This window comes from Streptomyces sp. NPDC029466, assembly GCF_055574515.1.
In genome coordinates this window covers 79631-99486 of record NZ_JBVHZH010000011.1, presented here as the reverse complement: position 1 = coordinate 99486, position 19856 = coordinate 79631, and the positions used below count along the sequence as shown (strand labels likewise).

Here is a 19856-nt window from a genome sequence, read left to right as displayed (position 1 = left end):
TGGTGGCACTCACCCCGGACCGGGACACAGACGAGGCCTCCGAACAGCCCTCCGGCCGGACCCCGGACCGGGCCCCAGACCAGCCCTCCCGCCGGACCCCGGACCAGGCCCCAGACCACCCCGCCGACCGCGCCAGCGGCACCAGCTCCCGGCACCGCAGGGACTGACCCCGCTCCGGTCTGCAACGCAGCCCCCGGCCACGCGCGCGTACCGCCCGAGTCGAGCCCGCCCCCACCCATGCCCACTCTTCAGCTATCAAGGATCAAGCGATGCGCGGCCCCCTGCCGCGTCCTCTCCTCACCTCAACCGACCGCATCCGGCAGCCAGTTGCCATGGAATCCATACGGCACCCGCTGCGGAAGGTGGACCGTGGCGACCGGGTCCGCGGAGATGTCCTCAGAGTTGAGTACGACGAGGTCGCTGGTGTCGGTGGAGGCGTCGTAGACATAGGTGATCAGCCAGCCCGGCCCGCCGGGACGGTCGTCCGCCGGGGCGAAGACCGCCTCGCCCGGTGTGCGTCCCGGGCCGAAGTCATGCCGGACGGCCGCACCGGTCTGGAGGTCGTAGCGGAGCAGGGCGCCGGGTATAGGGCCGGTGCCCGGCAACTCGCCGACGGTGGCATGGCCGAAGCGGGCCGGCTGTCCGGTGAGGCGGTCGTCCACCCTGGGGAACTCGCAGAACTGGTCGTCGAGTTGCTCTTCGACAACCGTGCCCGTCACCAGGTCGATCGTCCAGCGCCAGAGATGGGCCGGGGTCCGGCCGCCGTAGTCGGCGTAGCGGGAGACATGGAGAACGATTCGCTGGTCACCGTCGTCGTGGGCGTTCAGGGCGTGGAAGACATAGCAGGGGTCGATGGGCAGCCAGCGGACCTCCCCATAGGGATCATCGCGGCGCAGCACACCGAGCCGGGCCCCGTACTCCGGGTTCCACTGATACGGCATACCGGGGCGGCTGCGGTCGAAGACGACCGGGAGGTCCATGAAGATGACATGGCCGGCGGTCAGATGGAAGTCATGCATCATCGTGTGCCCCGGAACATCGATGGGGCGGCTGATCACCAACTCCCCTGCGGCGTCGGCGCGGTGATAGGTCAGATAGGGCGGAGTGGGGCCGCCGTATCCGAAGAAATGCAGCTCGCCGGTGGTGGGGCAGGTCTTGGGATGGGCCGTCATGGCGGTGGTGAGCCGGCCGCCGAAGTCATGGGCGCCGAGCGTCTCCAGCTCGTGGCCGGGGCGGCAGTCGATTTCGTACGGGAACGACGACTCGACCAGGGCGAGGGTGCGTCCGGCATGCCGGACGACGTGGGTATTGGCCACGCCCGCCGTCAGATTGCGGCGGCCCTGCGCGTCCACCGGACGCACGCCGTCGGTGAAGGTGGCGGTGCGGACCCAGCGGTTGCGGTAGGAGACGGCCCGGCCGCCCTCCAGGCGCAGACCGTGGACCATTCCGTCGCCGAAGAACCAGTGCGGAGTGGCGGCATCCTTCGGATTGGGACCGTTGCGCAGGAACCAGCCGCTGAGTTCGGGCGGGATCGCGCCCGTCACCGGCAGGTCGTAGGCGGTCAGCTCGTCCGTCACCGGGGCGAAGTTGCCGGCCATGTGCGGTGCGGGGGCGTGGGATTCGGATGCGGTGGTCGGGGAGGTGGGAGTCATGAGGCCAGGTCTCCTTGGATGTCGGTCCGCACGCCGGAGGTCTCCATGAAGCGGGCACGGGCCCGCTCCGGGTACGAAGCGGTGAAGCGGGCGGGAAGGATGAATCCGGCGAGCTGAAGGACGATCGAGACGGCCATATGCCACCCGTAGGCGGAGGCGGCGGTCTGGGCGAGCGCGGTGAGGGTGAAGGAAAGCGCCCACGCGGCCGTGAGCACCACGTTGATGTGGCGGAACAGCGGGGTGTGCCAGACCTCCGGCGGGGCCATCCGGCGCGCGATCCCCATCGTGAAGGGCCGTCGCACGGCGATCGACAGCCAGGCGATGAGCGCCAGCCATCCCATCGACAGGGCGCTGCCGTACATCTTGAGACCGCTGTCGGGGCGGATGAAGGCCAGCAGGCCGAGGGCCGCGAAGAACACGATCGTGCCGTACTCCAGCAGGCGCAGGTCGAGCGAGAGTCCGCCGGCGCGGTCGGCGATGAGCAGCGCGACGGCCGATGCCAGACCGGCGAGCGCGCCCCACTGCCAGCCGATCGAGGACACCCCCGCAAAGACCAGCCACGGGATGAAGCCCCGCAGATAGTTCATGATTCCCCCTCTTCACTCGCGGCCGTCGCCCGCACACCGCGCCACATTCCAACTTCGACATGTCGAACATAGAAGCTCCACCTTTGACATGTCAACAGTGGAAGGTAAAGTGCGGGTCATGAGCCTGAAACATGCCGTGCTGGGCCTGCTGGCCGAATCCCCCGCGAGCGGCTACGACCTGATGAAGCTGTTCAACGCCTCGCTCGCCAGCGCCTGGCCGGCCACCCAGAGCCAGGTCTACGGCGAGCTCACCAAACTCACGACCGCCGGCCTGGTCGAGGTCGCCGCCCACGGCCCCCGCGGCCGCAAGGAGTACGCGATCACCGGTGACGGCCTGGCGGAGCTGCGCCACTGGCTGACCGAGGTCGAGCCCAGCGGTCCCCAGCGCCATGACGGCCTGCTGCGCGTCTTCTTCCTCGGCATCGTCACGCCGCTTGAGGCCCAGACGTTCCTCCTGCATCAGGCCGAGCGCGCCGCGCGTACCCGCGCCACGCTCGAGCACCTCGAAGAGAGCACCGAGTGGGACGAGGAGATGATTTCCGTCTACGGACGGATCGCGCTGGAGTACGGCCTGCGGATATCGGCGATGCAGGAGGAGTGGGCCCGTTGGGCCGCCGACGAGGTGACCAGCGCAAAGGCGCGCAAGGCGAGCGAACTCGTTCGGGCGCAGCACAAGGAGCAGGAGGGCCGGGACGAGGAAGTCCGGCCGGGCGAAGGGGAGTGACGCGCCGGGAGCCCTGCCGGAGCACCGCAGGACTCCCGGCCACCGGACTCCCGGCACCACGGCTCCCCCGCCGTAGGACTCCCGCCCCCAAGACTCCCGGCCGGCCGCGACGCCGCCTCCCCGCCGGGAATTCAGGTGCCGCCCCACGCCCCGCGCGGCACTCTGGAGACATGAACAACCAGCGCTCGGTGCGCCTCTCGAAGTACCTGGCGAAGCATCTGCGCCATGAACCGGAACGGATCGGCATCACCCTCGACGCCCGGGGCTGGGTGCCCGTGGCCGAGCTGATGGCGGCGGCCGCGCGGCACGGATTCCCCTTCACCCGGGACGAGTTGGCGGCCGTGGTCGCCGGCAACGACAAGCAGCGTTACGCCCTCGACGGCGACCGGATCCGCGCCAACCAGGGCCATTCGGTACCGGTCGACCTCGATCTGCCGCCGGCCGTGCCTCCCGCCCATCTCTTCCACGGGACAGTGGCCCGCAGCGTGGCGGCCATACGGGAAGAGGGGCTGCGGCCGATGTCGCGGCATGCCGTCCATCTCTCCCCCGACCGCGAGACCGCGACCCGGGTGGGCGCGCGACGCGGCAAGCCCGTGGTCCTGACCGTCGACGCGGGCGCCATGCACCGCGCCGGCCATGTCTTCCGGGTCAGCGCCAACGGGGTCTGGCTCACCAGCCGGGTACCGGCCCGGTTTCTGCGTTTCCCGGGCTGATCACCACGCCCGTAGGGCCCGGCTCAGAGCCCCGGCGCACCCCACACCGGGAACCACCGCGCCAGATCCCTCTCGATCGTCAGATCGTCCCCGAGCATCGCCCGCACCTGCAGTTCGAGCGGGTTGTCGCGCTTCTCGCCGCCCTCCCGCTGCGGCGCGAAGGGGTAGAACGTGCCCCGCTTGTAGAGGTAGACCAGCGCCAGCGACCGCTGCTGTTCCTCCCGGAAGCCGACCAGCGAACACAGCAGCTGGGGGCCGAAGCCCGCTTCCTCCAGGGACGTGTTGACCGCGTGCAGATCGTTGACCAAGCCCGCCACGTCCTCCGGCGGATGCCGTACGAGCAGCCAGGTATAGCCGTACGCGTCCTGGGTGAACTCCACGGAGCCGTCCAGCAGGGACCGGGCCTCCTCCTGGATACGGGCGAACGCCCCGCCCTCGACGCTCGCGAAACACACCGATCCCCGTCCGGTGGGTACGAAACCGGCCGCGGCCTGGAGGGTCACCGCGGCGGACGGCAGCGCGAAAAGCTGGTCGAGGTCGGGTCGGACCGGCTTGCTGCGGCCGAGGATGACGTCCAGAAATCCCATGTGCCACTTACTCCTTGATCGTCACGGCCGGCCGGTCACCAGCGGGACCCCACGCGCACCGTGCCTCACGCCCGTCCCAGCTCTGTCGCGATCCGGGCCAGCTGGTCCAGCCGCTGTTCCAGCGTCGGGTGCGAGGACAGCAGCCTGCTGAAGCTCTCCTTGTTGAACGCGGGGGCGAAGTAGAAGGCGTTGAACGGCTGGGCCTTGCGCAGATCTTCGGTCGGGATCCTCGCCATCTGGCCGGTGACCTTGGTCAGCGCGGCGGCCAGCGCGGACGGCCGGCCGGTCAGCAGGGCGGCGGCCCGGTCCGCGGACAGCTCGCGGTAACGGGACAGCAGCCGGGTCAGCAGGAAGCTGATCGCGTAGACGACCACGCTGACGGCGGTCACGATGAGCACGGCGATGGCCGCGTTCTGGTCCCGGTTGTTGCGGCCGATACCGCTCCACAGGGCGGCCCGGGTGATGATCCCGGCCAATACGCCGAGGAACGAGGCGATGGTCATCACGGCGACATCGCGGTGCGCGACATGCGAGAGCTCGTGGGCCAGCACCCCCTCCAGCTCCGCCGGCTCCAGCCGCCGGAGCAGCCCCGTGGTGGCGCACACCAGCGAGTTCTTCTGGCCGCGGCCGGTGGCGAACGCGTTCGGCACATCCGACTCGGCGATCGCGACCCGTGGTTTGGGCATGTCGGCCAGCGCGCACAGCCGGTCGACGGCGCCATGCAGTTCGGGCGCCTGCTCCGGGGTGACCTCACGCGCGCCCATGCTGAATGCCGCGATCCGGTCGCTGAACCAGAACTGCGCGACGAACAGGGCACCGGCGATCACCAGCACCACCACCCAGGCGCCCTTGAGCAGCACCACCAGCACGCCGACGACCACGACGTACAGCAGTCCGATGAAGAACATCGTCGTGACCATGCGTGAGGTCAGCCCGCGATCCGGGGCGAATCGGGTCCGTGCCATGGCTCCTCCACACACGCCGCACTTCGCGCAGTGCGCCGGCCCGCCCGCGCGCCGTCTCTGCACCGCGCGTCGCGTGCCACCCACTGCGCCGCTGTCCCGATTCTCCCTCTTCAGGGCTATATGTGGGGTAAAGCCCAGGTCAGGGGACAGCCCGGCGCGTCGGACGCACGGGAGCAGTGGGGCGCACCGGCCCCGTAAGGAGCGCCGGGCCGGGATCTGTCTACCGGGCGGCGAGTTGCGCCAGCCCCTCTGTAGCGATCCGCTCGAAGACCGCGACATCGGCCTCGAAGAGCGAATCGGCGATCGGCCAGTGGAGGACCAGTTCGTCGATACCCAGCTCGGCGTGATGGCCGGCGAAGTCGACGAAGGCGTCCACGGAATCCAGCGGACGGTCCGGGGTGAAACCGGTCAGCATGATCTTCTGCAGGTCGGCGACATCGCGGCCCTGGTCGGCGCAGGCCTTCCCCAGCCGCTCGAACTGCCCGCGGATCGCCTCGTGCGACTCCGCCGGGGTGCCGCCCCCGTTGGACACCTTGGGATCGCCGGTCGTCACCCAGGCCTGGCCGTACCGGGCCGCCAGATTCAGCCCGCGCGGGCCGGTGGCCGCCACCGCGAACGGCAGCCGCGGCCGCTGCACACAGCCGGGAATGTTGCGCACCTCGTGCGCGGAGTAGTGCACGCCCTCGTGGGAGACGACATCCTCGCTCAGCAGCCGGTCCAGCAGCGCGACGAACTCGCCGAAGTGGTCGGCGCGTTCGCGCGGCGCCCAGGGCTCCTGGCCGAGCGCGGTGGCGTCGAAGCCATTGCCGCCGGCGCCGACGCCCAGGGTGATCCGGCCGTCGCTGATGTCGTCGAGCGAGATCAGTTCCTTGGCGAGGGTGACCGGGTGCCGGAAGTTCGGCGAGGTGACGAGGGTGCCCAGCCGCATCCGGGAGGTGACGCCCGCCGCCGCGGTCAGCGTCGGCACGGCGCCGAACCAGGTCCGGTCGCGGAAGCTCCGCCACGAGAGGTGGTCATAGGTGTACGCGGCGTGGAAGCCCAGCTCCTCGGCGCGCTGCCACACCTCCCGCCCGCCTTCGGACCAGCGGTGGACGGGGAGTATCAGGGTGCTCAGTCGCATGCTCCGAGCGTACGGCCGTCCGGAGGAGCCGACGATTCTCCTCGGTGCACCGGACGGCTCGGTCCACCTGCCCGTACGTCCCGGACCGGCGGCGCGCGGGCTCATGCGCGCAACCCACCGCACTCCTGTGCACAGCGGTACGGGAAGATGGCCCCGTGACCGATGCCTTCGCCCCACCGTCCCGGGCGCCCGAAACGGCCGTTACGCCCCGGCTGATCGCCACCGATCTCGACGGCACCCTGCTGCACGACGACAAGACGGTCTCCGACCGCACGATCGCCGCGCTGGCCGCCGCGGAGCGGGCCGGTCTGGAGGTCTTCTTCGTCACCGGACGCCCGGCCCGCTGGATGGGCGTGGTCAGCGACCATGTGCACGGTCACGGCCTGGCGATCTGCGCCAACGGCGCGGCCGTCGTCGATCTGCACCGCGGCGGCCGGATCGTCGAGGTCAGCCCCCTGGAGCGGACCGCCGCCCGCCAGGTCGTGGACGCGCTGCGCAGCGCAGCACCCGGCACCTCGTTCGCGGTCGAGCGGACCGGCGGCATCCACTACGAGCCGCAGTACCCGCCGCTGCTCCTCGATCCGGCCGCGGTCGTCGCCCCGGCGGAGAAGCTGCTCGCCGACGACTTCGTCCCGCCGCTGGGCCCGGAGGACACCGAGCCGGACGGCCCGGACGGCGGCGCCGAGCCAGCCTTCCCCGACCAGCCCGTGATCAAGCTGCTCGCGCACCACCCCGAGCTGGACCCCGACGCCTTCCTCGCCCTGGCCCATACGGCGGCCGGCGATCTCGCGACCTTCACCCGGTCCAGCCCCACCGCCCTCCTGGAGATCAGCGGACCCGGCGTGAGCAAGGCCGGCACCCTGGCCCGCTGCTGTGCGGAGCGCGGTATCGCGCCGGAAGAGGTCGTCGCCTTCGGGGACATGCCGAACGACATAGCGATGCTGTCCTGGGCCGGCACCTCGTACGCCATGGCCAACGCGCACCCGGATGTGCTGGCCGCCACGACGCGCCGTACGGCGTCCAACAACGACGACGGTGTCGCGGCGGTCATCGAGCGGATCCTTCAGGACGGCCGTCTCTAGGACACGCCATAGGGCTTGTCCGGCGTCCGGACCGCCGCCCCCGCGCCGTCTTACAGCGGCGCCTCCCACCGCACCATCGTGCCCGTGCCGCCCTCGCCCAGCCCTGGGCCGTATGTGCTGGAGCCGCCCAGCGCCTCCGCCCGGTTGGCGAGGTTCTTCAGGCCACTGCGACGGCCGCTGTCCGGGATACCGATGCCGTCGTCGGCGACGGTGAGACGGACGCCGTCGGTGCCGTCCGGGAGCCTGATCGTGGCATCGACGACGACCTCGATGCGGGATGCCTGGGCGTGCCGGAATGCGTTCGACAGCGCCTCCCGCAGCGCGGCGATCAGGTTCTTGCCGGTCAGCTCGCCGACCCGGGTGTCGACCGGGCCGATGAAGTGGGCCGAGGGCTGGAAGCCGAGCGGTACGGCGGCGGTGCCGATCTCGCGCAGGACCCGGGTCCGCAGCCCGGACGGCGCCTCGGCCGGGCCCTGTTGGAGGGCGAAGATCGCGGTGCGGATCTCCTGGATGGTCACATCCAGCTCGTCGACGGCCTTGCCGACGCCCTGGGACACCTCCGGCACGATGGTCCGGCGCTGTGCGCTCTCCAGGATCATGCCCGTCGCGAACAGCCGCTGGATGACGAGATCGTGCAGGTCACGGGCGATCCGGTCGCGGTCCTCGTACACCGCGAGCCGCTCGCGGTCGCGCTGGGCGTCGGCCAGCACCAGCGCCAGCGCGGCCTGCGCCGCGAACTGGGTGGCCAGCGTCCGCTCCGCGGCGGTGAACGGGCGGGCGCCCCGGGACCGCGGAGTCGCGAGGGTGCCCAGCACCCGGCCGCCGCTCTTGAGCGGCAGCATCATGCTGGGGCCGAAGCGCTGCGCGATGTCGGTGACCATACGCGGATCGGTGGCCGAGTCGTCCACGAACACCGGCTCCCCGGCGAGGAGTTGTTCCACCACCGGGCTGTCGGTCGGAATCTGCGTCCCCATGATCCCGGCGGGCTCGTCCGCCGACACCGCGACGATCTCCAGACCGCCCTCCTCATCGGGCAGCAGCACGATGCCGGCCGCCGAGTCCGCCAGCTTCCGGGAATGCTCGGCCACCACGGCGAGCGCATCGTCCACATCGCTGCCGGCGAGGAGTTCGGTGGTCACCGCCACGGAGCCGTCGATCCACCGCTCCCGCTGCCGGGTCGCCGCGTACAGCCGGGCGTTGCCGATCGCGATCCCGGCCTCGGTGGCCAGCACCCGCACCATGTGCAGGTCCTCCTCGCTGAACACCCCGCCGTCGCGCTTCTCCGTCAGATAGAGGTTGCCGAAGATGTCGCCCTGGACGCGGATCGGCACCCCGAGGAACGTCCGCATCGGCGGATGCCCCGGCGGGAAACCGGCCGAGCGGGCATCCTTCGTGAGGTCGTCGAGGCGCAGCGGCTTGGGATCGTGAATGAGCGCACCGAGCAGCCCCTTGTGGCCATCGGGCAGCGCGCCGATCCGCTCGTGTTGCTGCGCGGTCACGCCGTACGTCACGAAGTCCGACAGCCCCTCACGGGCCTCGTCGATGATCCCGATCGCCGCATAGCGGGCGTCGGCGAGCTCGGCGGCGGTCTCCACGATCCGGTCGAGGGTGCTGTGCAGATCGAGCCCCGCGCCGACCGTGCGCATCGCCTCCAGCAACTGCGGCACCCGGGCGGTCAGCTCGGTCGACAGACCGCGCAGACTGCGGGTCGCCTCGGTGGCGGCGTCCATGGGGTCGGGAACCGCACCCGGGCCACCGCTCCCGAGGTCCCTGGGGTCTGAGGGTGGTGGTCCTGCCGTGGCTGCCATGCCATGAGCCTAATAAGGGCGGTTTTCCGGGGAAAGTCCAGTTTGCGGGGACGGCTACCGGCCGGCTCGCGCACGCCACCGGCCGGGCTCAGCGGGCCACCGTCCGGCCTACGCTCCACGCCGCCGCGCGGCCACGGCGGGCTACCCCACCGGCTGGGCCTCGCCGTACGCCGCGTCCACCGCCCGCTCGCGCTCCAGCATCCGCCGGAACGGCCCGTCGGCCGCGGCCAGCTCCGCGTACGTCCCGCGCTGCACGGCCCGCCCGCGGTCCAGGACCAGCACCTCGTCGACCGCGTCGAGGCCGGTGAGCCGGTGGGTGATCAGAACCGTCGTACGGCCCTCGGTCGCGGTCAGCAGATCGGCGGTCAGCGCGTCGGCGGTGGCCAGGTCGAGATGCTCGGCGGGCTCGTCCAGGACAAGCACCGGGAAGTCCGCGAGCAGCGCACGGGCCAGCGCCAGCCGCTGCCGCTGGCCACCGGACAGCCGGGCGCCACGCTCCCCGATCATGGTGTCCAGCCCGGCGGGCAGCCCGCGCACCCAGTCCGCCAGCCGCGCCCGGCCGAGCGCCTCCCACAGGTCCTGGTCGGCGTCCGCGGCATCCCGCCCCTCGGGGCGGGCGAGCCTGAGGTTCTCCCGCAGCGAGCTGTCGAAGAGGTGCGCGTCCTGCGCACACAGCCCCACCAGCCGCCGCACCGCGTCACCGGCCATCTCCCGGGCGGCCGTGCCGCCCAGCGTGTAGGTGCCCGACTCCTCGTCCAGGAAGCGCAGCAGCACCTGCGCCAGTGTGGTCTTCCCGGAGCCGGACGCGCCCACGACGGCGAGCCGGTGCCCGGCCGTCAGGGTGAACCCGATGCCGTCCAGCGCCGGCCGGTCCTGTCCCGGGTGGCGCGCGGTCAACTCGCGTACGGCCAGGGGGAACGGCGTCGCGGGAGCGGCGGCCGGGGTGGCCGGCTCGGACACCGGCTCCGGCGCGTCCAGCACCTCGAAGACCCGCTCGGCGGCGTGCCGGGTGCGCCGGCGGTACTGCACCGCGAGCGGCAGTCCCGCCACCGCCTCGAACGCGGCCAGCGGCGTCAGCACGACGACGGCCAGCGCCACCCCCGTCAGCCGTCCCGCGTGCACGGCCTGGACGCCGGCCACCGCCGATGCCGCGACCGTCAGCCCGCACAGCAGCGCCGACAGCCCGGCGCCGGTCCCGGCCACGGTGGCCGAGCGGGCGGCGATCCGGGTCAGCTCCCGGTCCGCGCGCCGCACCGCTTCCGTACGGGCCCCCAGGGCGCCGGCCACCGTCAACTCGGCGGTACCGGTGAGCACATCGACGACCCGGGTGGCGAGCCGTCCGCGGGCGGGCGCCAGCCGACGCTCCGCACGGCGGGCCAGCGCACCGGAGAGCAGCGGCACCGCCACCCCCGTGAGCAGCAGCCCGCCGGCGAGGATCGCCCCGGCCTCCGGCAACAGCCATCCGGTGAAACCGACCGCACCCGCGCCGACCAGCACCGCCGCACCGACGGGCAGCAGCCAGCGCAGGAAGTAGTCCTGCACCGCGTCGACATCGGCCACCAGCCGCGACAGCAGATCGCCCCGGCTGCGCTCCCTGAGCCCGGCGGGCGCCAGTCGCTCCAGCCGCCGGAAGACGGCGACGCGCACGTCGGCGAGCATCCGGAACACCGTGTCATGGGCGACCAGCCGCTCGGCGTACCGGAAGACCGCGCGCCCGATGCCGAACGCCCTGGTCGCGGTCACCGCCACCATCAGATACAGCACCGGCGGCTGCTGCGCCGCACGCGAGATCAGCCAGCCGGAGGTCGCCATCAGGCCCACCGCGCTGCCCAGCGCGAGACTGCCGAGCAGCAGCGCCAGCGCGAACCGCGCCCGGTGGGCACGGGCCAGCCGCCGCAGCCGGGTGAGCGCCGCACCACGGGCGGAGTCAGCAGCGGTCCCATGCGCGGCTTCGGACGCGAGATCCGCGGAAGCGGCCCCGGCGTCCCCGGAAACCGCGTCCTCCGCCGTCTCCTGGCGCACCGCCACCGCCGCGTCCGCTCCGGCCCGCCGCACCGCGCCTGCCGCCTCGACCGCCGCGGCCCCGACCGCGGGCCCCGGCAGCCGCACCACCCGGTCCGCCACCGCCAGCAGCGCCGGCCGGTGGACGACGAGCAGGACCGTACGGCCGACCGCGAGGCGACGGACCGCGGCCACGATCGCCTCCTCGGTGGCGCCGTCCAGGTTCGCGGTGGGCTCGTCCAGGAGCAGGATCGGGCGGTCGGCGAGGAAGGCGCGGGCGAGCGCGAGGCGCTGGCGCTGGCCCGCGGAAAGCCCGGCACCGGACTCGCCGAGCCGGGTCGCCATCCCGTCCGGGAGCGCGTCGACGAAGTCCAGCGCGCCCGCGTCGCCCAGGGCGGTGCGCACCGCGGCGTCCTCCGCGTCCGGCCGCGCCAGCCGTACGTTCTCGGCGATGGTGCCGGCGAACAGATGCGGGTGCTGCGGCACCCAGGCGATCCGCTGCCACCAGCTCTCGGGGGAGAGGGACGCGATGTCGTGGCCGTCGGCCAGGGCCCGGCCCCCGGACGGCGCGGTGAAGCCGAGCAGCACGCTCAGCAGGGTGGACTTACCGGCGCCGGAGGGCCCGACCAGCGCGACGGTCTCCCCGGGCCGGACCTCGAAGGAGGTCGCCGGGAGCGAGTCGGCGGTCCGTCCCGGGTGGCGGACCACCAGGTCCTCGACGGCCAGCGCGGTGCCCCGGGGCGCGGGCGCGGTGCCAGGCGTCCGCAGCGGGGTCTCCAGGACAGCGAAGATCTCTTCGGCGGCCGACAGCCCCTCGGCCGCGGCGTGATACTGCGCCCCGACCTGCCGCAGCGGCAGATACGCCTCGGGCGCCAGCACCAGCACCATCAGGCCGGTGTAGAGGTCGAGTTCACCGTGCACCAGCCGCATGCCGATGCCGACCGCGACCAGTGCGACGGAGATGGTGGCGAGGAGTTCGAGCGCGAAGGAGGAGAGAAAGGCGATCCGCAGAGTGCGCAGCGTCGCCCGGCGGTACTCCCCGGTGATGGACCGGATGGCGGCGGCCTGAGCCTTGGCCCGGCCGAAGACCTTCAGGGTGGGCAGGCCCTCGACGACATCGAGGAAGTGGCCCGACAGCCGGGCGAGCAGCCGCCACTGACGGTCCATCCGCGACTGGGTGGCCCAGCCGATCAAGACCATGAACAGCGGGATCAGCGGAAGGGTGAGCACGATCGTGAGCGCCGAGAGCCAGTCGCCGGTGACGATCCGGACCAGCACCGCGAGGGGAACGACGACCGCCAGCCCCAGCTGCGGCAGATAGCGCGCGAAGTAGTCGTCCAGGGCGTCGATACCCCGGGTGGCGAGGGCGGTGAGTTCGCCGGTGCGCATCTCCAGGGTGCCCGCACCGGAAGCGCCGCCCGCGCCGGCCGCCTCCGGAGCCTGTGCGCCACCGCCCGTGCGGCCGATCACCGCGCCGGGCCCCAGCCGCGCCGCCCGCTCGATCAGCCGCATCCGCAGCTCGGACTTGGCCGCCGCACCGGCGCGGTGGGCGGCCAGTTCGGTCAGCCAGGAGACCAGTCCGCGTCCTGCGGAGACCGCGGCGAGCAGCACCAGGGGTGTGGTCAGGGCGCCGAGGGCGAGATCGTGCTGGAACGCTCCGACCACGACCTCGGCGATCAGCATCGCCTGGCCCACGACCAGGCCCGCTCCGGCAAGCCCGAGCACCACCACCGCGATAAGAAAGCCGCGGGTGGCGTGGGCGTAGCGGAGCAGACGCGGGTCGACGGGTTTCACGTGAAACATGTCCTCCTGCTGAGGCCGCCCCGAGGGGCGGCGGCTCAACTAGTGTGCTTCGGCTATGTGTTGGGTGCCGATGCGCTTGCGGAACACCCAGTACGTCCAGCCTTGGTAGAGCATCACGAGCGGTGCGGCGAAACCGGCACCCCACGTCATGATCTTCAGGGTGTAGGGGCTGGAGGAGGCGTTGCTGACCGTGAGACTCCAGCTCTCGTTCAGCGTGGACGGCATGACGTTCGGAAAGAGCGTCAGGAAGAGCATCGTGACCACGGCCACGACGGTGAGGCCGGAGAAGGCGAACGCCCAGCCCTCGCGCCCGAGCCGGTTGGCCCCGAGCGCCGCGACCAGCGCGACCACCGCCACGATCATGGCGACCAGGCTGCTGCTGTCGCCCTTGTCGGCCTGCGTCCAGCCCAGGAACCCGACCGCCACCACCGCGGCGATCGGCCCGAGCACGGCCGCCATCCTGCGCGCCCGCTCCCGGATGTCACCCACGGTCTTGAGCGAGGCGAACACCGCGCCGTGGAAGGTGAACAGCGTCAGCGTGAGCAGACCGCCCAGGATCGCGTACGGGTTCAGCAGATCGAGCAGGCTCCCCACGTACTCCTTGTGGGCGTCGATCTTGACCCCGTGCACGATGTTGCCGAAGATCACGCCCCACAGCACCGCGGGCAGCAGCGAGGCCCAGAAGATCGTGTGCTCCCAGTTCCGCTGCCAGCGCTCCTCGGGCCGCTTGACGCGGTACTCGAAGGCGACACCGCGCAGGATCAGGCAGATGAGGATCAGCAGCAGCGGCAGGTAGAAGCCGGAGAAGAGGGTGGCGTACCACTCAGGGAAGGCGGCGAAGGTCGCACCGGCCGCGGTGATCAGCCAGACCTCGTTGCCGTCCCAGACCGGCCCGATGGTGTTGATCAGTACCCGCTTCTCCTGCCGGTCACGGGCGAGGAGCTTGGTGAGAACGCCGATTCCGAAGTCGAATCCTTCGAGGAAGAAGTACCCGGTCCAGAGAAAGGCGATAAGAACGAACCAGACGTCGTGGAGTTGCACAGTCGCCTCCTAGTACGAGAAGGCCATCGGCCGGTCGGCGTCCGTGCTGTCGCCGCCGATCTTGGTGGGCGGGTTGAGGTCGGAGTCGTTGAGCTCCGGGGGGCCGGCCTTGACGTACTTCACCAGCAGCTTGACCTCGACCACGGCGAGGATCGCGTAGAGCGTGGTGAAGACGATCATCGAGGTGAGGACCTCGCCCTGCGAGACGCCCGGGGACACCGCGTCCGAGGTGCGCAGCACGCCGTAGACGGCCCAGGGCTGGCGGCCCATCTCGGTGAAGATCCAGCCCCAGGAGTTCGCGAGGAGCGGGAAGCCGAGGGTGACGAAGGCAAGCGACCAGTACCACTTGCTCAACCGGGCACCGAGCTCCCTGTTCTTGGTCAGCGCGAGCCGGGGTGGTTCCTCGTCCCCCGTACGCAGCCCCGGCGCCAGCCAGAACTTCTTCCGGGTGAGCCACAGCCCGGCGAGCCCGATGGCGAACGACGACATCCCGAAGCCGATCATCCAGCGGAAGCCCCAGTAGGCGACCGGGATGTTGGGCCGGTAGTCGCCGGGCCCGAACTTCTGCTGCTCGGCCTTGTTGACGTCGTTGATGCCGGGGACCGGCGAGGTGAAGTCGTTGTGAGCGAGGAAGGAGAGCAGACCGGGAACCTCGATGGCGACCTTGTTGTGCCCCTTGTCGACGTCCCCGTAGGCGAAGACCGAGAACGGCGCCGGCTTCTCCGTTTCCCAGAGCGCCTCGGCGGCGGCCATCTTCATCGGCTGCTGCTTGAACATGACCTTGCCGAGCGAGTCACCGCTGATCGCGGTGAGGACACCGGCGATGACCAGCGTGATCAGCCCGAGCCGCAGCGAGGTCCGCATGACCTTGATGTGCTTCTTGCGCATCAGGTGGTAGGCGGAGATGCCGACCATGAACGCGGCGCCGGTCAGGAAGGCCGCGGTCAGCGTGTGGAAGACGACGACCAGGGTGGTGTCCTGGGTCAGCACCTTCCAGAAGTCGGTCAGCTCGGCACGGCCGTTCGCGGCGTTGTACTTGTAGCCGACCGGGTGCTGCATCCAGGAGTTCGCGGCCAGGATGAAGTACGAGGACAGCAGGGTGCCGATCGAGACCATCCACATGCAGAAGCAGTGGATCTTCTTCGGCAGCTTGTCCCAGCCGAAGATCCACAGGCCGATGAAGGTGGACTCGAAGAAGAACGCGATGAGCGCCTCGAAGGCCAGCGGAGCACCGAAGACGTCGCCGACGAACCGCGAGTAGTCGGACCAGTTCATACCGAACTGGAACTCCTGGACGATGCCGGTGACGACACCCATCGCGATGTTGATCAGAAACAGCTTGCCCCAGAACTTGGTGGCCTTGAGGTACTTCTCCTTACCCGTACGCACCCATGCGGTCTCGAGTCCGGCCACCAGAGCGGCGAGGGAGATCGTCAGGGGGACGAACAGGAAGTGGTAGACGGTCGTGATGCCGAATTGCCATCGCGCCAGAGTCTCTGGCGCCAACGCCAGTTCCATGTCGTGCTCCTTACGTCGCCGTGCGGAACCACGGCAATGCCCCTTATGCACCCAATAAAAGACGCATAACGGATGGGCTTGTGAACGCGTTCACATTCACAAGCAATTATCTCCTATGACTTTTCGGCCAATCCTCGGGGGGTACGTGACTGCGGTCACGTCGGCGCAAAAACGCCCCGAGGCCGCGGGTCGGCAGACCCACGGCCTCGGTACGGCGTCCTGACGACGGCCTACAGCGCCTTGCGGAACTCCTCCGCGGCCTGCAGGAACAGATCCATTGCCGAGCTCTCGCCGATCGTCACCCGCACCCCCTCACCGGGGAACGGCCGCACGACCACCCCGGCCCGCTCGCACGCCGCGGCGAAGTCGACCGTTCGGTCCCCCAGCCGCAGCCAGACGAAGTTGGCCTGCGATTCCGGGACCGTCCAGCCCTGCCCGAGCAGCCCGTCGACCACCCGCGCCCGCTCGGCCACCAGCGCATCGACCCGCTCCAGCAGCGCGCCCTCGCTGCGCAGCGACGCCACCGCCGCCTCCTGCGCGAGCTGGCTGACCCCGAACGGCACCGCCGTCTTGCGCAGCGCGGCGGCCACCGGCTCATGGGCCACCGCGAAACCGACCCGCAGCCCCGCCAGGCCGTACGCCTTGGAGAAGGTCCGCAGCACACACACGTTGGGGCGGTCGCGGTAGAGGTCGATTCCGTCCGGCACCTCGGCATCCCGGATGAACTCGCGATACGCCTCGTCCAGCACCACCAGCACATCGGCCGGCACCCGGTCCAGGAAGGACTCCAGCTCGGCACGGCGTACGACGGTGCCGGTGGGGTTGTTGGGGTTGCAGACGAAGATCAACCGGGTCCGGTCGGTGATCGCGGCCAGCATCGCGTCCAGGTCGTGCACCTCGCCGGAGTCCAGCGGGACCTGCACGGACGTGGCCCCGGAGACCTGGGTGATGATCGGGTACGCCTCGAACGAACGCCAGGCGTAGATCACTTCATCACCGGGCCCGGACGTCGCCTGGACCAGCTGCTGCGCCACCCCGACCGAGCCGGTACCCGTCGCCAGATGCTCCACCGGCACCGAGAACCGCTCGGACAGCTCCGCCATCAGGCCCGTGCAGGCCATGTCCGGGTAGCGGTTGAAGGACCCGGCAGCGGTCACCGCGCTCTCCAGGACCCCCGGCAGCGGCGGATAGGGGTTCTCATTGGAGGACAGCTTGTACGTGACGGGGCCGCCGGCCGCCGCCGGCCGACCCGGCTTGTAGGTGGGGACGCCGTCCAGCGCAGCACGCAGCTTCGGGGTCTTCTCGCTCACCGCAGGTCCTCCTCGACCGTCCACTCATCTCCAATACTGCACACCCTATGAGGATTAACCCGTTCGGCGGCAGCCCCGACCTGCCGGCGACGCCTCTCCACCGCTTGGACGGGCCTCCGGCGAGCCCCGCGCAATCCCTCCTGGGAGCGCTCCCCGGGACGACGCACGCCGGTGGCTTACGCCGTGGCGCGCATCCCCCGTCAAGGTGACTTGAGACCACTTCGGGACCGGAACGGATCGACAGGTGAAGGCGAAAATTCTCCCCCGGAATGATCACCGTGCACGCCAACTCCCTTTATTTTGCAGGGAATTGCTGACTGATCACCGTGCAGAAACGTGCCTTTCCACAGCCGTTGGTCGACCCCCGTGAATTGCCGTGACGAGCCCTACTATCGGCTCGCCATGACAGCAGCAGGGAAGCACCAGGTGAGCCGGTCGACCGGTCGCCGGCTGGGGCGGGCGGGCATCCGGGACGTGGCCGCCGCAGCCGGTGTGTCGATCACGACTGTCTCCGACGCGCTCAACGGCAAGGGCCGGCTTCCGGATGCCACCCGTAGCCATGTCCGCGAGGTGGCCGACCGGCTGGGCTACCGCCCGTCCGCAGCCGCCCGCACGCTCCGTACCGGCAAGTCAGGGCTCCTCGGCCTGACCGTGACCACATACGGGGACGAACCCTTCACCTTCACCGAATTCGCCTACTTCGCCGAGATGGCCAGAGCCGCCACCTCCGCGGCCCTGGCCCGCGGATATGCGCTGGTCATCCTCCCGGCGACCTCCCGCCACGACGTGTGGTCCAACGTCGCGCTCGACGGCACGGTCGTCATCGACCCCGCCGACGGAGACCCCGTCGTCACCGAACTCGTCCGGCACGGCATCCCCGTCGTTTCCGACGGCCGCCCCGGCGGCGCGCTGCCCGTCACCGGCTGGGTCGACAACGATCACGAGGCGGCCGTCCTCGGCCTGCTCGACCATCTCGCCGACGCCGGCGCCCGCCGCATCGGACTCCTCACGGGCAACACCACCGACACCTACACACGGCTGTCGACCACCGCCTATCTGCACTGGTGCGAGCGGGTCGGCCAGGATCCGGTCTACGAGTCCTACCCGGCACACGACCCGTGCGCGGGAGCCGTCGCCGCCGACCGGCTGCTGGCCCGCCCGGACCGCCCGGACGCCGTCTACGGGCTCTTCGACCCCAACGGCACGGACCTGCTCGCCGCCGCCCGGCGCTACGGCCTGCGGGTTCCGGAGGACCTGCTGCTGGTCTGCTGCAGCGAGTCCACCCTCTACGCCGCCACCGAACCGCCGATCACCACGCTGTCCCTCAAACCGCGCCGCATCGGCACCGCCGTCATCCAGATCCTCATCGACGCCATCGAAGGGCTGGACAACGGGCGGCCCATCGAACAGGTGATACCTACCGATCTCATCGTCCGCGCCTCGTCCCAGCGAAGGTCACCGAGAACGACCGTCAGCCCGCCACGGGCACCGACCGGCGACTGAGGGTGCTCCCACATACGGACGACCGGGCGTTCCCTTCTCCGCGGAAAAAACAGGGCGATTCCGGGGCAAATCATCCGCGAACGCCGGGCTCTGGCCGATTGACCACCCCCGGGTGCGTCACAACCCGCGACCAGCATTCCTATGATGGGCGCACGACACCGCGGACCGCCGTCGACCAGGCAAAGGTCCGAGAGGTGCACGGCAGCGCGACGGTGGAGGGGTCGATGACTCAGGGGGCCAGTCTGGGACCCATGGTGCGGACCATGGCGGGAGAAACTCCGGCGCCTGCTCCGCCGCCCGGAGTGCCTTCCGGCACGCCCGCCGGGTCCCCCGTGCCGCCCGCCGGCCCGCCGCTGCATCTGCCCGCCGGTGCCCCTGCCGCACCTCCGGCCGCGCCCCCCGCGGCGCCGCCGGTCGAGCTGCCCGAGGAGTACACCCCGACCGCGCGGGACCTCCCGGTCATCACGCCGGGCCGTACGGACACCCTCATCGACAGCCCGGCGGTCGTCCCGGTGCCCGAGCCGGCCCTGGACCCCGACGCGCCCGAGGGCATGGGCCCGCTGTACGTCGTCGGCGATGTGCACGGCTACTACGACGAGCTGCGCGAGGCGCTGGCCGCCGAGGGGCTGATCGACGCCGACGGCAACTGGGCGGCGGGCAACGCCCGGCTCTGGTTCCTCGGTGACTTCACCGACCGCGGCCCGGACGGGATCGGTGTCATCGACCTCGTCATGCAGCTCTCGGCCGAGGCGGCGGCGGCCGGCGGCTACTGCAAAGCCCTGATGGGCAATCACGAACTCCTGCTGCTGGGTGCCAAGCGGTTCGGCGACACCCCCGTACAGTCCGGCGCCGGCACCGCGTCCTTCCAGGCCGCCTGGCTCCTCAACGGCGGCCAGAAGAGCGATATGGACCGCCTGGAGGACCACCACCTCCAGTGGATGGCCCGGCTGGACGCGGTGATGGAAGAGGACGGGCATCTGCTCGTGCACTCCGACACCACCGCCTACCTCGAATACGGCGACTCCATCGAGGCGGTCAACGACACCGTCCATGACGTGCTCACCCGCAGCGAAGCGGATGAAGTCTGGGATCTTTTCCGCAAGTTCACCAAGCGCTTCGCCTTCCGCGACGAGGCCGGTTCGGACGCCGTCCGGGAACTCCTCGACGCCTATGGCGGCGACCGGGTCGTCCACGGCCACAGCCCGATCCCGTATCTGCTGGGCGAGGTCGGCACGGAGGACGGCGAGAGCGAGAGCGTCGCGGTCGACGGCCCGCATGTCTACGCCGATGGTCTGGCCATCGCCATGGACGGCGGTGTCACGATGGCCGGAAAGCTGTTGGTCGTGCAACTTCCGTTGGCCGGCTGAGGGTTGGCCCGATAGTCGTACGCCTGTCCGGCCTACGGGCAGTCAGCACGAAAACGGGGAGCGGCACCGGCGGAA

15 protein-coding genes are annotated in these 19856 nt (G+C 70.8%); 5 read left to right on the top strand and 10 right to left on the bottom strand.

The genetic code is table 11. The annotated features are described in order from the left end of the window. Positions 1–302: 302 nt before the first annotated feature. Together ACZ4XD_RS11965 and ACZ4XD_RS11960 are read right to left on the bottom strand one after the other, a co-directional pair. The gene (locus ACZ4XD_RS11965) at positions 303–1652 is read right to left on the bottom strand and encodes a carotenoid oxygenase family protein (RefSeq protein ID WP_468040931.1); all 1350 of its coding nucleotides are present in this window, start codon (positions 1650–1652) and stop codon (positions 303–305) included. Next, positions 1649–2239: a hypothetical protein gene (locus ACZ4XD_RS11960; RefSeq protein ID WP_468040928.1), complete on the bottom strand. Its 591-nt coding sequence runs from the start codon at positions 2237–2239 to the stop codon at positions 1649–1651. The genes ACZ4XD_RS11965 and ACZ4XD_RS11960 overlap by 4 nt, the downstream gene beginning before the upstream one ends. A gap of 118 nt (positions 2240–2357) precedes the next feature. On the opposite strand from ACZ4XD_RS11960, the gene ACZ4XD_RS11955 reads away from it, so the two are divergent. Then, complete coding sequence (locus tag ACZ4XD_RS11955) at positions 2358–2963, top strand: PadR family transcriptional regulator (protein ID WP_468040925.1); 606 nt, start codon at positions 2358–2360, stop codon at positions 2961–2963. A gap of 170 nt (positions 2964–3133) precedes the next feature. Continuing rightward, on the top strand, positions 3134–3676 hold the full coding sequence (locus ACZ4XD_RS11950) for an RNA 2'-phosphotransferase (protein ID WP_468040922.1): 543 nt from the start codon (positions 3134–3136) through the stop codon (positions 3674–3676). Between the two features lie 23 nt (positions 3677–3699). Here ACZ4XD_RS11950 and pspAB read toward each other — a convergent pair whose 3' ends face one another. The 3 genes from pspAB to ACZ4XD_RS11935 all read right to left on the bottom strand — a co-directional run bounded on the left by pspAB (position 3700) and on the right by ACZ4XD_RS11935 (position 6348). Continuing rightward, positions 3700–4263, bottom strand: coding sequence for a PspA-associated protein PspAB (gene pspAB, locus ACZ4XD_RS11945; RefSeq protein WP_468040920.1), 564 nt, complete (start codon positions 4261–4263; stop codon positions 3700–3702). Positions 4264–4328: 65 nt separating this feature from the next. Further along, on the bottom strand, positions 4329–5228 hold the full coding sequence (gene htpX / locus ACZ4XD_RS11940; protein WP_468040917.1) for a zinc metalloprotease HtpX: 900 nt from the start codon (positions 5226–5228) through the stop codon (positions 4329–4331). 220 nt (positions 5229–5448) lie between these two features. Further along, positions 5449–6348, bottom strand: a complete 900-nt coding sequence (locus ACZ4XD_RS11935) for an LLM class flavin-dependent oxidoreductase (protein ID WP_468040914.1) — start codon at positions 6346–6348, stop codon at positions 5449–5451. Between the two features lie 155 nt (positions 6349–6503). On the opposite strand from ACZ4XD_RS11935, the gene ACZ4XD_RS11930 reads away from it, so the two are divergent. Beyond that, complete coding sequence (locus tag ACZ4XD_RS11930; protein WP_468040910.1) at positions 6504–7430, top strand: Cof-type HAD-IIB family hydrolase; 927 nt, start codon at positions 6504–6506, stop codon at positions 7428–7430. 50 nt (positions 7431–7480) lie between these two features. Here the strand turns inward: ACZ4XD_RS11930 and ACZ4XD_RS11925 are convergent, their stop codons facing one another. The 5 genes from ACZ4XD_RS11925 to hisC form a co-directional block, all read right to left on the bottom strand. Then, positions 7481–9160 (bottom strand): sensor histidine kinase, encoded by a 1680-nt coding sequence (locus ACZ4XD_RS11925; protein WP_468041078.1) that lies wholly within the window; start codon positions 9158–9160, stop codon positions 7481–7483. A gap of 219 nt (positions 9161–9379) precedes the next feature. Beyond that, positions 9380–13042 carry a thiol reductant ABC exporter subunit CydD gene (gene cydD, locus ACZ4XD_RS11920; protein WP_468040907.1) on the bottom strand — a complete coding sequence of 1221 codons (3663 nt, stop codon included), beginning with the start codon at positions 13040–13042 and terminating at the stop codon, positions 9380–9382. Between the two features lie 39 nt (positions 13043–13081). Beyond that, on the bottom strand, positions 13082–14083 hold the full coding sequence (gene cydB, locus ACZ4XD_RS11915) for a cytochrome d ubiquinol oxidase subunit II (RefSeq protein WP_468040904.1): 1002 nt from the start codon (positions 14081–14083) through the stop codon (positions 13082–13084). A gap of 9 nt (positions 14084–14092) precedes the next feature. Beyond that, on the bottom strand, positions 14093–15601 hold the full coding sequence (locus ACZ4XD_RS11910; RefSeq protein ID WP_468040901.1) for a cytochrome ubiquinol oxidase subunit I: 1509 nt from the start codon (positions 15599–15601) through the stop codon (positions 14093–14095). Positions 15602–15831: 230 nt separating this feature from the next. Continuing rightward, complete coding sequence (hisC, locus tag ACZ4XD_RS11905; RefSeq protein ID WP_468040898.1) at positions 15832–16911, bottom strand: histidinol-phosphate transaminase; 1080 nt, start codon at positions 16909–16911, stop codon at positions 15832–15834. Between the two features lie 402 nt (positions 16912–17313). Here hisC and ACZ4XD_RS11900 point away from each other — a divergent pair, with 402 nt between their 5' ends. Together ACZ4XD_RS11900 and ACZ4XD_RS11895 are read left to right on the top strand one after the other, a co-directional pair. Further along, positions 17314–18414: a LacI family DNA-binding transcriptional regulator gene (locus ACZ4XD_RS11900; protein ID WP_468040895.1), complete on the top strand. Its 1101-nt coding sequence runs from the start codon at positions 17314–17316 to the stop codon at positions 18412–18414. Positions 18415–18677: 263 nt separating this feature from the next. Then, complete coding sequence (locus ACZ4XD_RS11895) at positions 18678–19781, top strand: metallophosphoesterase (RefSeq protein WP_468040891.1); 1104 nt, start codon at positions 18678–18680, stop codon at positions 19779–19781. The last annotated feature ends 75 nt before the right edge of the window (positions 19782–19856 follow it).